This is a genomic window from Shinella sp. HZN7 (genome assembly GCF_001652565.1).
GTDB classification, from domain to species: domain Bacteria; phylum Pseudomonadota; class Alphaproteobacteria; order Rhizobiales; family Rhizobiaceae; genus Shinella; species Shinella granuli.
Genome location: NZ_CP015736.1, coordinates 1,040,287 through 1,054,907, shown reverse-complemented (window position 1 = coordinate 1,054,907; position 14,621 = coordinate 1,040,287). Strand labels below are relative to the sequence as shown.

Here is a 14,621-nt window from a genome sequence, read left to right as displayed (position 1 = left end):
GAGGCTGAATCACTAACTAACGAACGGCAAATTAGGTCCATAACCCTGCCGCAATTGTGGCAATTGCGGCTGGCCTCAGGCTTGCGCGACGGCTTTTCACCGTCCCTGTCACCGCCCGGCCACTTTGTGAACGCTGTGTCAATCGCCGGGAGAATTGCCGTTTTCGCGCGCGCGGATTATCCCGGATGGCAACTTCAACCGAAACGGGGATAGCGCGATGCTCGTCAATGGCAAATGGACGGAAGACTGGCAGCCCGTCCAGGCGAAGGATGCCAAGGGCGGCTTCGTGCGGCAGGTTTCGAGCTTCCGCAACTGGGTGACGCCCGACGGCAGCGCCGGCCCGACGGGCGAAGGCGGCTTTGCGGCCGAGGCCGGGCGCTACCAGCTCTATGTCGCGCTGATCTGCCCCTGGGCCTCGCGCACGCTGATCGCCCGCCGGCTGAAGAAGCTCGACGGCGTGATCTCCGTCTCGGTCGTCGAGCCGGCGCTGACCGACCAGGGCTGGCGCTTCGGCGACTATCCGGGCGCAAACCGCGACGACCTCAACGGCGCGACCTACATGCACGAACTCTACACCCGCGCCGCACCCACCTTCACCGGCCGCGCCACCGTGCCGGTGCTCTGGGACAAGGCGCTGAAGACGATCGTCAACAACGAATCCGCCGACATCATACGCATGCTGAACAGCGGTTTCGGCGCGCTGGCGGACGAGAGCGTCGACCTTTACCCGCAGGCCCTGCGCGGCGAGATCGACGCGCTCAACGAGCGCATCTATCCCGCGCTCAACAACGGCGTCTACCGCGCCGGCTTCGCCACCACGCAGGTCGCCTACGAGGAAGCCTTCCATGGCGTCTTCGCCATGCTGGACGAACTGGAGGCGCGCCTTGCCGCCGGTGGGCCGTTCCTCACCGGCGGGGCCTTCACCGAGGCCGACATCCGCCTCTTCGTCACCCTCATCCGCTTCGACGCCGCCTATCACGGCCTCTTCAAGTGCAACCGCCGGCAGCTTGCCGACTACGCGGCGCTCTCGGCCTATACGAAGCGCGTGCTCGACCTGCCGGGCGTGCGCGAGACGGTCAGCATCGACCATATCAAGCACGGCTATTATTCGATCAGGTCGCTGAACCCGAACGGCATCGTGCCGCTCGGGCCGGACCTTTCGGCGCTGGGGCTTTGAGCGGCAACCGCTACCCTTCCTTCGCCTCCACCATCGCCATCAGCGTCTCCAGCCGGTCGGCGTCGGCGGGCAGCTTGTCCTGCCTCAGGCGGGCGATGCGGGGGAAGCGCATGGCGACGCCGGATTTGTGGCGGGTGGAGCGGTTGATGCCCTCGAAGGCGACCTCCAGCACGAAGCCGTAGCCGGGCTCGGCCCTGACGGCGCGCACGGGGCCAAAACGGTCGGTCGTGTTGTTGCGCACGTAGCGGTCGAGCACTTCGAGCTCGGCATCGGTGAAGCCGAAATAGGCCTTTCCGACGGGCACCAGCAGGGGACCGTCCGGGCCGTCGGTCCACACGCCGAAGGTGAAGTCGGAATAGTAGCTCGAGCGCTTGCCGTGGCCGCGCTGGGCATACATCATGACGGCGTCGATGTTGAAGGGATCGCGCTTCCACTTGAACCACGGGCCCTTCATGCGGCCGGCCTGGTAGGGGCTGTCCAGCCGCTTGATCATCACCCCCTCGATGACCGGATCGGGCGGATCGCGGCGGATCGTCTCCAGCTCGGCCCAGGAGCCGAAGGGCACCAGCGGCGACAGGTCGAAACGATCGTGCGGCGCCTTCTCGATCATTTCGCCGAGGCGGGCGCGGCGATCGGAAAAGCTCTGCGGGCGCACATCCGCCTCGCCCTCGAAGAGCACGTCATAGGCGCGCACGAAGGCGGGATAGTCCTCCAGCATGCGCGGGGTGACGGTCTTGCGGTTGAGGCGCTGCTGGAGATCGGAGAAGGTGCGCGTCGGGCTGTTCATGCGCGCCGTGCCGCCGACGAGCAGCTCGCCGTCCACCACCCCCTCGAAGCTGATCGCCTCCAGCACATCCGGGAAGGCGGCGGAGATGTCGTCGCCGGAGCGGGAATAGAGGCGGCGCGTGCTGCCGGCCGCCGACAGTTGCACGCGAATGCCGTCCCACTTCCATTCGGCGACGAAATCGGCCGGGTCGAGCGCGTCGAGATCCCCCTCCCCCACCGGATTGGCGAGCATGACGGAATGGAAGATGGCGGGGGTGGCGAGCACCGGGCGGTCCGCCCGACCCTCCAGCCAGGCGAAGAGCGGTTCGTAGGGCGGCGACAGCCCGTGCCACAGCGTCTCGATCTCGGTGACGTCCCTGCCGGAGAAATCGGCGAGCGCCTGCTTGGCAAGGCGCGCGGAAACGCCGATGCGCAGGCCGCCGGTCGCAAGCTTGAGGAAGGCGAAGCGGGCGGAGGGATCGAGCCGGTCGAGGAGATCGCGCACCGCGCCGCGCACCTCCGTGCGGCCGAGCGCGTTCATGCGGGAAACGACGGCGCCGAGCCGGGGCTGCGCTTCATCCGGCACGCGCTCCTTGCGCTCCTCGTCCCAGACGAGCGCGATGGTTTCCGCGAGATCGCCGACATAATCGTAGGAATAGCGGAACAGCACCTCGTCCATGCGCTCCAGCACGAGCTCGCGCAGCAGCGCCGGCTTGACGCTCTTGAGGTCCAGCGTGCCGGCAATGGCGGCAAGGCCGTAGCCGCGGTCGGGATCGGGCGTGTCGCGGAAATAATCGGCGAGCAGCTTTAGCTTGCCGTTGCGCGAGGGGGTGAGGACGAGGCGGTCGAGCAGCGTGGCGAAGGCTCTCATGGGGAGTGCCTTCCGCCTGCATGCGATGGGCCCGTGGTTGGGGCGTACGCTGCGGCACCCCCCTCTGCCCTGCCGGGCATCTCCCCCTCAAGGGAGGAGATCGGTAAGAAGCAGGAACCTTGCTCGATCAGCAGCGCCAGCGATAGGCGAAACGTTGCTCCATCCAATCTCCCCCCTTGAGGGGGAGATGGCCGGCAGGCCAGAGGGGTGTGTTGCAGCCCTGAAGACGGAGCCGGCGAAGGACAAGCAGGCTGCATCCTCAATCCCCCTCATCCTCATAGCCCACGAGATGCAGCGGCCTGGCCGGGATGCCGGCGAGCTCGCACCAGCGCACCAGCGCCTCCTCGCGGCCATGCGTCACCCAGACCTCGCGCGGCGCGAGCTCGCGGATCGTCCCGGTCAGTTCCGGCCAGTCGCAATGGTCGGAGATGACGAGCGGCAGCTCGACGCCGCCCTGCTTGGCACGCTGGCGCACCATCATCCAGCCGGAGGCGAAGGCGACGAGCGGTTCGTTGAAGCGGCGCGCCCAGCGGTCGGCGAAGGCCGAGGGCGGGCCGACGACGACGGCGCCGCGGAAATCGGCGGGGCTGCTTCTCTCCGTCGTGGCGGGGCGCAGGTCGCCAAGCGCAATGCCGCGGCTGACATAATAATCGCAGAGACGGGCGAGCGAGCCGTGGATGTAGATCGGCGCATCATAGCCGCAATCGCGCAGCAGGCGGATGACGCGCTGCGCCTTGCCGAGCGAATAGGCACCGAGCAGATGGCTGCGCTCGGGGAACTGGCGGAGCGAGGTCAGCAGCTTGCCCATCTCGCCCTTCGGCTCGGGATGATGGAAGACCGGCAGGCCGAAGGTCGCCTCGGTGATGAAGATGTCGCAGGGCACCGGCTCGTAGGGGGTTGCGGTCGGGTCGGCACCGCGCTTGTAGTCGCCGGAGGCGACGATGGTGAGGCCCGCCTTCTCCACCGCGATCTGCGCCGAGCCGAGCACATGGCCGGCGGGATGAAAGGAGACGGTGACGCCGGAAAGATCGATGCGCTCGCCGAAGGCGGCCGCCTGCATCGCGCCGCAGAAATCCGCGCCGTAGCGGATGGCCATGATGTCGAGCGTCTCGCGCGTCGCCAGCACCGCGCCGTGCCCGGCCCTTGCATGGTCGGAATGGCCATGGGTGATCAGCGCTCTTGCCACGGGACGGACAGGATCGATGTAGAAATCGCCGGCAGGGCAATAGAGGCCGGCGGGCGCCGGATGGAGGAGCTGGTCTGGCTTCATGCGGGGGAAGATAGAGGGTTTTGTGCGCGGTGCCAGTGGCAGCCGTCGGCGGCGTGCCGTGCGGGTGGATCCTCGGGTCGAGCCCGAGGATGACGCAAGAAGGGGAGTGAAGGCGAACCGACGCGACGGCTCCCCTGCCGCACCGGTCAATGCGCTTGGAAGCCCCTCCTCCCCACCGTCATCCTCGGGCTCGACCCGAGGATCCACCCGCACGGCACGCTTTAAACGGGGGCTGCCGCGCCGGGCGTCCGCTCAGGCGATCGCCAGCATGCCGGCGCGCAGCGCGGCCATGTCGACGGCGGCGAGCTGGCGGTCGATCTTCTCGTGCGTCTCCTTCCAGACCGGGAAGGCCCGCGTCAGCAGGCGGCGCCCCTCGACCGTCAGGCGCAGGAGCCGGCCGCGCCGGTCGCGCGGGTCGGCCTCGACGGCGACGAGGCCGCGGCGTTCCAGCGGCTTCAGCGCGGCCGTCAGCGTCGTGCGATCCATGGCGAGCACGGTGGCGACCGGGCCCATCGGCGGCGGCTCCGGGCGGTTCAGCGCCATCAGCAGCGAGAACTGGCCGTTGGTGAGGCCGAGGGGGCGCAGCGCATCGTCGAAACGCCGGGCGAGCGCCCGCGCCGCGCGCTGCGCATGCAGGCACAGGCAGGTGTCGCGCACGAAGAGGGTCGTCTCGTAGGGAATCAAGGGTTCATCGCTCATGCCCTTACTGTTGATATCAACATAGTATTGTCAAGAGCGGAAAGGCCCGGACGGCAAGGATTATTAGAGATTGGGAATGCAGAGGATCGCCTGGAGCGCGCGGGCGTCGATGGGGCGGGAGAGATAATAGCCCTGGATCTCGTCGCAGCCGGCCTCGCGCAGGAAGTCGATCTGCTCGCGCGTCTCCACGCCCTCGGCGATCACCCGAAGCTGCAGCGTATGGGCCAGCGAGATGACGGCGCGGGCAATGGCCGCGTCGTCGCCGTCGTCCGGCAGGTCCTGCACGAAGGAGCGGTCGATCTTGAGGCGGCCGACGGGGAAGCGCTTCAGCGAGGCAAGGCTGGAATAGCCGGTGCCGAAATCGTCGATGGCAAGGTGCACGCCGAGCTTTTCGAGGCGATGCATGGTCTCCACCGCCTGCTGCACATCCTGCATGATCAGGCTTTCGGTCAGCTCCAGTTCCAGATAGCGCGCCTCCAGCCCGCTTTCGGCAAGGGCGGCGGCGACGCGCTCGACCCAGTCCTTCTCCTGGAACTGGCGGGCCGAGACATTGACGCTGACGACGATGGGCGGCAGGCCGCTCTCCTGCCAGGCCTTGTTCTGCCGGCAGGCGGCGCGCAGCGTCCAGTCGCCGATCGGGCCGATCAGGCCGGTTTCCTCGGCAAGCGGGATGAAATCGCCCGGGCCGATCAGCCCACGCTCGGGATGGCGCCAGCGGATCAGCGCCTCGACGGCGAAGATGCGGCCGGTCGCAAGGTCCATCTGCGGCTGGTACTGCAGGAAGAGCTCGCCCTGGGCGAGCGCGCGGCGCAGTTCCTCCTGGCGCTCCAGCTTCTCATGCGCCCGGTTGGCCAGCTCGGCGGTGAAGACCTGCATGGCATCGCGGCCGATCTCCTTGGCGCGGTACATGGCGGCATCCGCGCGGGCCATCAGCTCGGTCGCGTTGCGGCCGTGCTCGGGATAGGCGGCGACGCCCATGCTGCAGGTGATCTGGAACGAGCGGCCCTCGATGACAACGGGCTCGGCGACCGCCTCGCGCACGGCGCGCAGCCGGTCCTCCACGCTCTCGCCCTTGCGCATCGCGCCGTTGATGAGCACGACGAACTCGTCGCCGCCGAGGCGCACGATGCTGTCGCTCGCCCGCACGCAATTCTGCATGCGCGCGGCGACGATCTTCAGCAGCTCGTCGCCGGCATGGTGGCCGAGGCTGTCATTGACCAGCTTGAAATTGTCGAGGTCGAGGAAGGCGAGCGTCATGCCGCCGCCGCACTCGTCCGCCGCCTCGATGGCCGAGGCGACGCGCTCGTCGAGCATGCTGCGGTTCGGCAGGCCCGTCAGCGTGTCGTGATGGGCCATGAACTGGATGCTGTCTTCCGCCTCCTTGCGCTCGATGGCGATGCCGGCAATGTGGGTCGCCATGCCGACGAGCTTCATGCATTCGGCCGTCGGTTCGCCGGCGCTCTTGGCATAGAGGGCGAAGGAGCCGAGCACCTTGCCCTGGTAGGAGCGGATCGGCGAGGACCAGCAGGCGCGGAAGCCGTAGGGCGCAACGAGCGCCTTGAAATCCTCCCAGAGCGGGTCGGTCTGGATGTCGGAGACGATGACCGGCTCGCCCCGCCACATCGCGGTGCCGCAGGAGCCGACCTTCGGGCCGATCTCGACGCCGTCGATCAGCGCGCTATAGGCGGGATCGAGACTGGGCGCGGCGCCGCTCAGCATGCGCTTGCCGTCGGGGGCGAGCATCAGGATGGAGCCGAGGACGTCGGGCACATGCGCCTCGATCAGGAGGATCAGCGAGGAGAAGACCTCGACCAGCGGCGCGCCGAGCGCGATCATCTTCAGAAGATGCGCCTGGCCGACATGCAGGCTCTCGGAGCGCTTGCGCTCGGTGATGTCGCGCGCGATGCCGACGAGGCCGATCACCTCGCCCTCACCATTGCGCACCGGCAGTTTCGAGGTGAGCAGCCATTTGAGCCGGCCGGCGGAATCGCGGATCAGTTCCTCCATGTCGAGCATGGCCCGGCCGGTGCGGATGATCTCCTGCTCGGTCTCGAAGAAGCCGCGCGCGACATGTTCGGGATGGATGTCGAAGTCGGAGAGGCCTTCCAGGCTCTCCAGCCCCTCGCGGCGGTTGTCGTTGACGATCGCCCGGTTGGCGACGACGAAGCGGCTGTTCCTGTCCTTGAAGTAGAGGTAGTCCGGCACCTCGTCGATCATGGCCTCGAGCCAGATCGTGCGCTCGCTCTGCGCGGAGGCGAGCGGGAAGAGCCGCGCCGCCTCGCTGATAAGGCGCTGGCTGGCGGAGATCAATCGTGCCGTCGGGTCGGCCTCGTCATTGCCAAGGTGAGACAGTTTCGTCGACATGAATCCCTGCAAGTCCCAAGCGCAAGGAAAGACAATGCCGGCCGCCTCCCCTCTCGGAAGACCCGACCATACACCTGGAGTCGTTATCCAACCCTAAAGGAAACCGGCGAAATGCTGTCAATGCGGGCCTTCCAGCCCTTTGCGGCAACCCTGGCGCGCAGCAGCCCGGTCGTGCCGTTTCGGCACAACAGCACCTGGCACGGTTCCTGCTCCTTCACCGGCAAGGAGCTTTCATGGTTAGCAGACGGTTATTTCTCTCGGGCCTCGGTCTCGGCGCGGCCGGCATCGCCGCCCCGGCGCTTGCCCGCACGCAGCGGCTGCCGGTCGTCGACGTCGATCTTCGGGGCAGCATCGACGCCTCGGCGCACGGCATCCGCCCCGGCGCGGACGACCGCAAGAGCAAGGCCTTCGCCAAGCTGCTGAAGGAGGCGGCGGCGAAGAACACGCCGGTCTTCCTGCCACCGGGCGATTATACCGTCTCCAACATCACGCTGCCCGACAACACGCGCCTTACCGGCGTGCCAGGCGCCACCCGCATCGTCTATGGCGGCGACGGGCACCTCTTCGCCGCCGACGGCGCGGGGCGGATCGAGCTTGCCAATCTCGTCATCGACGGGGCGAACCGCTGGCTCGGCGATACGGTCGACGGCCTCGTGCATTTCAGCAACGTCGCCAATGTGACGATCGAGAACTGCGAGATCCAGGGCTCCTCCAAGACGGCCGTCAGCCTGCAGCGCTGCGGCGGGCGCATCGAGCGCAACCGGCTTTCGGGCGCTGCCGAATATGCGCTCTATGCCGTCGAAAGCCGCGACCTGTCGGTCACCGGCAACCACGTCTTCGACTGCGGCAATGGCGGCATCCTCATCCACCGCTGGGAGAAGGGCCACGACGGCACGATCGTCTCGGGCAACCGCATCGCCCGCATTTCCGCCACCCGTGGCGGCACCGGCCAATACGGCAACGGCATCAACATCTTCCGCGCCGACGCGGTTATGATCAGCAACAACCACATTTCCGGCTGCGCCTTTTCCGCCATCCGCGCCAATGCCGGCTCGAACGTGCAGATATCGGGCAATACCTGCCTCGACAGCGGCGAGACGGCGATCTACTCGGAATTCGGCTTCGAGGGCGCCCTCGTCAACGGCAACCTCGTCGACGGCGCGGCCAACGGCATCCTCATCGTCAATTTCGACGAGGGCGGGCGGCTTGCAAGCGTCACCGGCAACGTGGTGCGCAACCTCCGGCTCGAAGGCCCCTATATCCACGACGGCGCGGGCTTCGGCTTCGGCATCGCGGTGGAGGCCGATACGGTCGTCTCGGGCAACACGGTGGAGAATGCCCCGAAATGGGGGCTGATGCTCGGCTGGGGGCCCTATATGCGCGGCCTCGTCGTCAGCGGCAACCTGGTGCGCCGCAGCCCGGTCGGCTGCGCCGTGACCGTGGTGGAGGAGGCAGGCTCGGCCCTCATCTCCGGCAACATCTTCGAGGAGACCCCGAACGGCGCCATTGCCGGCTACCGCTGGAACGAGCGCACCACCGGGGACCTCGCGAGGGAAGGCCCGACCTTCGCGCATCTGACGATCGAACGGAACCGGACGGGCTGAGCCCGTCCCGCGACGCGTCTCTTCTTCTTGCCCGAACGGAGAGGCGCCATGGTGGATGAGGGGGCAACTGCCGCATCGCCCCCTCATCCGCTCCTCCCGCCGTCTCAGCCGCCGTGGCTGCCATGGTCGGCGGCGCCTTCGCCCGACCTGGCGCCCGGCTTGGCGGCCTCGATCCTGAAATCCACGTCGATCTTGCCGGCCTTCTCGAAGGTCAGCGTCGCCTTGAACTTCTCGCCTTCCGTGAAGGGATGCTTGATGCGCATGAACATGACGTGCAGGCCGCCGGACTTCAGTTCGACCTTGGCGCCGGCCGGGACCTCGATGCCGTCCGGCAGTTGGCGCATCTTCATCACGTCGTTCTCGACGGCCATTTCGTGCAGTTGCACGTCGTCGGACACGTCCGGTGCAGCGATGGAGACGAGGCGGTCGGCCTCGGCGCCCTTGTTGGTGATGGTCATGAAGCCGCCGCCGACCGGCTGGCCGGGCAGCGTCGCCCGGGAGGCCGGGTGGTGGATCTCCAGGTTGCCGAGAGTGAAGTCGTGGGCGAAGGCGGCCGAGGCCGAGAGCGCCAGGGCGACGAAGGAGGCGAGGATGCGTTTCATGGAAAAAATCCTTTCTGGCTTTGTGTTCAGGAAAAGATGCGCCGCAGCGGCGGCACGAGGCGGATGACGAACTGGTCGAGGAGGATCATGGCGAGGATGGTGAGGCCCGTCAGCGGGAAGAGCACGCCGAAGACGGCGGCGATCGCCCACAGGCCGACATAGATGCGCCCCTCGCGCGGGCCGGGCGGCACGCCGATGCGGCCCTTCGGCCGGCGCTTCCACCACATGACGACGGCCGACAGGCTCATGGCGATGACGACGAGGCAGGTGGAAAGCATCAGGAGCTGGTTGAAGAGCCCCCATTCCTGCCCCTTGTGCACGTTGATGCCCCATTCGATCAGCTTGCCCGTCGCCGGATAGTCGGCATAGGCGGTGTCGACGAGGCGCTCGCCGGTATACTGGTCGATATGCAGCGTGCGCTCGTACTGGAGATCGGCCGGATAGATCGCCGCCGTGTAGACGCCGGTCTCGCTTGCGGGCGGCGAGAGCTCGTAGCCGGGCAGCATGCCGGCGGCATTGGCGATCGTCACGGCATTGTCGAGGCCGATGGGCGGCAGCGCCGCCTGCCCCTCGCCCGGCGGCGTCGATGCCGGCACCGGCGCATTCTCCATCAGCCAGGCGGTCTTCGGCAGGACATCCGTGGTGACCAGCATGGAATGCGGCACCTGGTCCCACAGCTCGGCCGGATAGCCCATGCCGTTCGCCGTGAGATAGCCGTTGACCTTGCTGCCCCAGAAGCCGGTCCACAACAGGCCGCTGAAGGCCAGGAACAGGATGAGCATGCTGGCGAAGATGCCGGTGACGGCATGAAGATCGCGCCAGAAGACGCGCCGGGCCGGCGTGCCCCGCACGCTGACGACGCCGCCCGTCTGGCTGCGCGGCCACCAGAGATAGATGCCGGTGAGCACGAGCACGACGGCAAAGCCTGCGACGACCTCGATGAGGCGCTCCCAGGAGGTGCCGAAATAATCGAGGCTGTGCAGGTCCTCGACGACCTGGTTGAACTCCTCCTTGGCGCCGACCGTGTCGAGCACGGCGCCGTCATAGGGATCGACGAAGACCAGAACCTTGCCGGCCCCGGTGGAGACCGTCACGCGGGCCGAGCGGTCCGCGCCGGCCGGCGTGCGGTAGGAGGAGAGCGTTCCGCCCGGCACGGCGGCGACGGCCTTCTCCACGATGGCCGAAGGCGGCAGCTCCACGCCGCCGACCGTGACATAGTTGCGGTAGCGGAAGAGGCTGGCGTCGATCTCGTCGTTGAAGAGATAGAGCCCGCCGGTGACGGCAAGGCTGATCATGAAGGGCACGGCGAGCAGGCCGGCAAAGAAGTGCCATCGCCAGATGGCGCGGTAGAGGCGCTGTGCGAGCGCGGAGGGTTCGGCGGCGGCAACGGCCGGCGCATCGGAAATCACGGACATGAAAGGGTCCTGTCAGGCTGGATCTTCGGCACACGTCGGCGAACCGGCGTGCGGGCGCAACAATCAGGCGGACAGGACGGGAGGCGCGCGGGGCGGCGCGCCGGGGCGTTCGCGCCGCGGGCGCAGCGCCTCCTCGACGAGGGGGAGCGCGGCGAGGCGGCGGAAGGCGAGCACGGCGCCATCGAGATCGACCGGTTCCGGCATCAGCATGGCGCCGGCGATGCGGCAGGCCTCGCACTTCACCGGCCCGACATGCTTGGCCTTGCCGCCCACCATGTCGTTGAGGCAGATGTCCGGCAGGGTGCCGTCTGGAAGCACATACTGGGTGAGTTCCAGCGCGGTCGGCGCCGTGGCCGAGGCCGGCTGGTGGGAGAAACCGACGAACAGCAGGGCGACCGCGCAGAGAATGCGCAGGCAGGCGGCCCAGCGTGTCATGCGTCGTGTCATCGGTCGTCCTCATCCGCGATCCGCGCGGACCCTTCGCCTTAGCCCCGGACCGGCGGAAGGTCAATGCGACAAAGCAGGCCCGGGATCATCACGACAATTCATCGATCGATCAGGCCGGCGCCCTACCGCTTCCCCGAACCGCCGCCTATGGTGCCGGCAAGGCCCGTGCAGTCTCGCCCTCCATTTAGCCGGGGGATTGCGCCGGCTCTTTGTTCTGACGCAAGCCCGCGCCAGCCGGGCGTCCCAGGGAGGATCCATGCTCACCATCTACGGCGTCTACCGCTCGCGCGCCTCGCGCAACTACTGGCTTGCCGGCGAACTCGGCCTGCCCTTTGCCAGCGTGCCGGTCATCCAGGCGCGCCGCCTCGACGATCCGCTGGCGGCCGATGCGCCGCTCAACACCCGCTCGCCGGATTTCCTCGCCGTCAACCCGACCGGCCTCATCCCCTGCATCGACGACGGCGGCTACGTGATGACGGAATCGCTGGCAATCAACCTCTACCTCGCCCGCAAGCACGGCGGCCCGCTCGCCGGCCGGACGGTGACGGAAGAGGCCGAGATGCTGCAATGGACGATGTGGGCGGCGACGGAGGTGGAGCCGCATGCGGTGAAGATCATCCAGACGCTCGACGCCAAGGCCGCCGAGAGCGAGCAGGGCCGCCTTGTCATCCGCGCCGCCGCCACGGCGCTGAAGACACGCTTCCAGCGGCTCGACGCCCATCTTGCCGCCACCGGCCATGTCGTCGGCGACCGATTCACCGTCGCCGACCTCAACCTCGCGGAGGTCTTCCGCTATGCGATGAGCCAGCCGCAGCTCTTCGACGCGGCGCCGAACGTCAAGGCCTGGCTGGCAGCCTGCCAGGCGCGGCCGGCCTTCACGGCGATGATGGCGGCGCGGCTTTCCGAGCCGGAATGACCGCGCCGGCAAAGCCGTCCTCGTCCTCGGCCAGCGCCGCGCGCAGCCAGCGCTTGAACAGCGAGACCTTGCGCGGCTCCGGCACGCCTGGCGCCGTCACGAAATAATAGCCCATGCCGGTCTCCACCCGGATGGGGAACGGCGCGACGAGCCGCCCCTCCTTCAAGGCCCAGGAGGCGAGCACCGGATAGGCGAGCAGCACCCCCTGCCCCGCCAGGGCCGCATCGAGGCAGAGCGAGGCATCGGAAAAGACATGCCGCGCCTTGGGCGCCGGCACGGCGAAACCGGCGAGCTTCAGCCAGCGCTCCCAGGTGAAGGCGTCGTTGCCGTCGACCACGGCCGGCTGCTCGGACAGGTCCTGCGGCGTCCTGATCCCCGCCGCCAGCGCCGGCGCGCAGACCGGGAAGACGACCTGCGGCACCAGGAATTCCGCCGCCACATCCGGCCAGGTGCCGGGGCCGACGCGGATGCACAGGTCGACATCGGAACGCGCCAGGTCGACCAGCGTCGTCGTCGCCTCGATGCGCAGGCTGATATCGGGATGAGCGGCGGCGAAGCGGTCGATGCGATGGATGAGCCAGCGCGAGGCGAAGATCGGCGCGACGGAGATCGTCAGGATCGCATCGTCACGGCGCTGCGTGGTGGCGACCGCCTCGGACAACTGGCCGAAGCCCGCCGAGAGCCGCGCGAGGAACGGCGTGCCGAAGGCCGTCTGCCGCAGGCCCCGCGCGATGCGCTCGAAGATCGCCCGGCCGAGCTGGTCTTCCGCCTTGATGATCTGCTGGCTCACTGCGCCGACCGTCACGCCGAGCTCCTCCGCCGCCGCCTGCAGCGAGCCGAGCCGGCCCACCGCCTCCAGCGCACGCAGGCCGTTGAGATGCACGAGGTTGAGGTTTCTCATATAGTTTTTCTACACCGCCATCCTGAACTACTCGATTGCCGAAACGGCCTTGCAGCGCGATTATCAGCCATCACTCATGGTAACCAACCGCAAGGAGAAGGCAATGTTCAAGATTTTCTCCAGAGTGGCCGAAGCGCTGCGCGCCGAGGCCGACGCTGCGGACACGCCCGTCTGGCTGCGCGATCCGCTGGCCCATCCCGCGATCGAGACGATGGATTCGCGCGCGCTCGGCGACCTGCCCTTCGGGCTCTTCCGCACCCCGGCGCTCCGGGCCGGGAGCGGCCCCCGGCCGCTCTGATCCCCTCATCCGCCTGAAGAGACGCCCGCACTCAAGGCGGCGGGCATCGAACACCCTTCATCCGCCTGCCGACACCGTCTCCCCGCTTGCGGGGAGACGGAACGGATGGGAACGTCCGGACAATACGGCACCGTTTCGGGAAAACGGCGCGGCACTCCCCTTCTCCCCGCTTGCGGGGAGAAGGTCGCGGCAGCGGGATGAGGGGCCATGCACGCCGCGACGGGCCTGATCAGGCCGCGAACGCATCCGTGACGCGGACGTCGCCGACATGGATGCCGTTCCAGTTGGACATGGAGCGGTTGGCCTCGGCCATCAGGGCGGCGTGGAGCTCGGGCTCGTCGGCGAAGAAGCGGGCGAGCGTGGCGGCGACCATGCTTTCGGCGGCGCGGGTCGTGCCGTCCTCGCATTTGAGGGCGATGGCGATGCCCTTTTCCGGGATGGCGGCGCAGAAGACGCCCTCGGCGCCGGTCTTGGCGAAGATGCGGCCGGGGGCCGTCTTCATCAGCCTCGTGCAGGCGCGCCTGGTGCCGGCGACGTAGAAGGGCTCGGCCATGCAGGCCTCGATCAGGCGGCGGGCGGCCTTCGCGCGCTCGGGGCCAAGGCCGGTGCCGGTCGCCATCCTGGCAAATCCGTGCGCGAGGCTCTTCAGCGGCACGGCATAGGTGGGGATCGAGCAGCCGTCGACGCCGCAATTGTCGGTGGCGAGCACGGCGCCCGTCAGGCTCTCCATGACGCCGCGGATTTCCGCCTGGACGGGGTGCTCGTAGCGCACATAGCCCTTGAGGTCCTTGCCGGTGTGGCAGGCGGCGCAGACGAAGCCGGCATGTTTGCCCGAGCAGTTGTTGTGCAGCGCGGTCGGCCGCTCGAGGCCGCGCGCCTGGCTGACGAGCACCGGCTGCTCGAAGGACCAGTGGGCGCCGCATTCCAGCACGCTCTCGTCGACGCCGGCAGCGGCCAGCATGGCGCCGGCAAGGCTTGCATGTTCCGGCTCGCCGCTGTGCGAGGAACAGGCGAGCGCCAGTTCCCGGTTACCGAAGCCATAGGCATCCGCCGCGCCGCTTTCGACGAGCGGCAGGCCCTGCATGGCCTTGCAGGCCGAACGCGGGAAGATGCCGGCCTCGATCTCCCCTTGCGAAAACACCACCTTGCCATCGCCGTCGACCGCGACGACCATGCCGCGATGGCGGCTTTCGACGAGATTGCCGCGGGTGACCTCGACAAGGACGGGGTTTGCCATGTTCATGCCCTCAAATTTCCGGTTTCCGGTGCGGTATTATCCGAAAACCTCACCC

13 protein-coding genes are annotated in these 14,621 nt (G+C 68.0%); 4 read left to right on the top strand and 9 right to left on the bottom strand.

What is annotated here, in order from left to right; genetic code table 11:
• The first annotated feature begins 217 nt into the window (after nucleotides 1-217).
• Nucleotides 218-1,177, top strand: coding sequence for a glutathione S-transferase family protein (locus shn_RS05050; RefSeq protein WP_064329430.1), 960 nt, complete (start codon nucleotides 218-220; stop codon nucleotides 1,175-1,177).
• 10 nt (nucleotides 1,178-1,187) lie between these two features.
• Here shn_RS05050 and shn_RS05045 read toward each other — a convergent pair whose 3' ends face one another.
• From shn_RS05045 to shn_RS05030, 4 genes are all read right to left on the bottom strand, one after another.
• On the bottom strand, nucleotides 1,188-2,813 hold the full coding sequence (locus shn_RS05045) for a cisplatin damage response ATP-dependent DNA ligase (protein WP_064329429.1): 1,626 nt from the start codon (nucleotides 2,811-2,813) through the stop codon (nucleotides 1,188-1,190).
• Between the two features lie 259 nt (nucleotides 2,814-3,072).
• On the bottom strand, nucleotides 3,073-4,083 hold the full coding sequence (locus shn_RS05040; protein WP_064329428.1) for a ligase-associated DNA damage response exonuclease: 1,011 nt from the start codon (nucleotides 4,081-4,083) through the stop codon (nucleotides 3,073-3,075).
• Between the two features lie 252 nt (nucleotides 4,084-4,335).
• Nucleotides 4,336-4,782 (bottom strand): MarR family winged helix-turn-helix transcriptional regulator, encoded by a 447-nt coding sequence (locus shn_RS05035; RefSeq protein ID WP_064329427.1) that lies wholly within the window; start codon nucleotides 4,780-4,782, stop codon nucleotides 4,336-4,338.
• A gap of 63 nt (nucleotides 4,783-4,845) precedes the next feature.
• Nucleotides 4,846-7,146, bottom strand: a complete 2,301-nt coding sequence (locus shn_RS05030) for an EAL domain-containing protein (protein WP_064329426.1) — start codon at nucleotides 7,144-7,146, stop codon at nucleotides 4,846-4,848.
• A gap of 233 nt (nucleotides 7,147-7,379) precedes the next feature.
• On the opposite strand from shn_RS05030, the gene shn_RS05025 reads away from it, so the two are divergent.
• Complete coding sequence (locus shn_RS05025; RefSeq protein ID WP_064329425.1) at nucleotides 7,380-8,750, top strand: TIGR03808 family TAT-translocated repetitive protein; 1,371 nt, start codon at nucleotides 7,380-7,382, stop codon at nucleotides 8,748-8,750.
• Nucleotides 8,751-8,854: 104 nt separating this feature from the next.
• Here the strand turns inward: shn_RS05025 and shn_RS05020 are convergent, their stop codons facing one another.
• From shn_RS05020 to shn_RS36315, 3 genes are all read right to left on the bottom strand, one after another.
• A complete protein-coding gene (locus shn_RS05020; RefSeq protein ID WP_064329424.1) occupies nucleotides 8,855-9,352 on the bottom strand; it encodes a copper chaperone PCu(A)C in 498 nt (165 codons plus the stop codon).
• Nucleotides 9,353-9,378: 26 nt separating this feature from the next.
• Nucleotides 9,379-10,758: a PepSY-associated TM helix domain-containing protein gene (locus tag shn_RS05015; RefSeq protein WP_371328599.1), complete on the bottom strand. Its 1,380-nt coding sequence runs from the start codon at nucleotides 10,756-10,758 to the stop codon at nucleotides 9,379-9,381.
• 72 nt (nucleotides 10,759-10,830) lie between these two features.
• Nucleotides 10,831-11,214, bottom strand: coding sequence for a hypothetical protein (locus shn_RS36315; RefSeq protein ID WP_064329422.1), 384 nt, complete (start codon nucleotides 11,212-11,214; stop codon nucleotides 10,831-10,833).
• Between the two features lie 256 nt (nucleotides 11,215-11,470).
• Here shn_RS36315 and shn_RS05005 point away from each other — a divergent pair, with 256 nt between their 5' ends.
• On the top strand, nucleotides 11,471-12,130 hold the full coding sequence (locus tag shn_RS05005) for a glutathione S-transferase family protein (protein ID WP_064329421.1): 660 nt from the start codon (nucleotides 11,471-11,473) through the stop codon (nucleotides 12,128-12,130).
• On the opposite strand, the gene shn_RS05000 is transcribed toward shn_RS05005, so the two are convergent.
• A complete protein-coding gene (locus shn_RS05000) occupies nucleotides 12,090-13,031 on the bottom strand; it encodes a LysR substrate-binding domain-containing protein (protein ID WP_064329420.1) in 942 nt (313 codons plus the stop codon). The two genes, shn_RS05005 and shn_RS05000, sit on opposite strands and share 41 nt — an antisense overlap.
• A 103-nt stretch (nucleotides 13,032-13,134) precedes the next feature.
• Between shn_RS05000 and shn_RS04995 the strand changes: the two genes are divergently transcribed.
• Entirely contained in the window at nucleotides 13,135-13,329 is a 195-nt protein-coding gene (locus tag shn_RS04995) for a hypothetical protein (RefSeq protein ID WP_064329419.1), read from the top strand.
• A gap of 229 nt (nucleotides 13,330-13,558) precedes the next feature.
• Here shn_RS04995 and shn_RS04990 read toward each other — a convergent pair whose 3' ends face one another.
• The gene (locus shn_RS04990) at nucleotides 13,559-14,566 is read right to left on the bottom strand and encodes an asparaginase (RefSeq protein WP_064332447.1); all 1,008 of its coding nucleotides are present in this window, start codon (nucleotides 14,564-14,566) and stop codon (nucleotides 13,559-13,561) included.
• Between the last annotated feature and the right edge of the window lie 55 nt (nucleotides 14,567-14,621).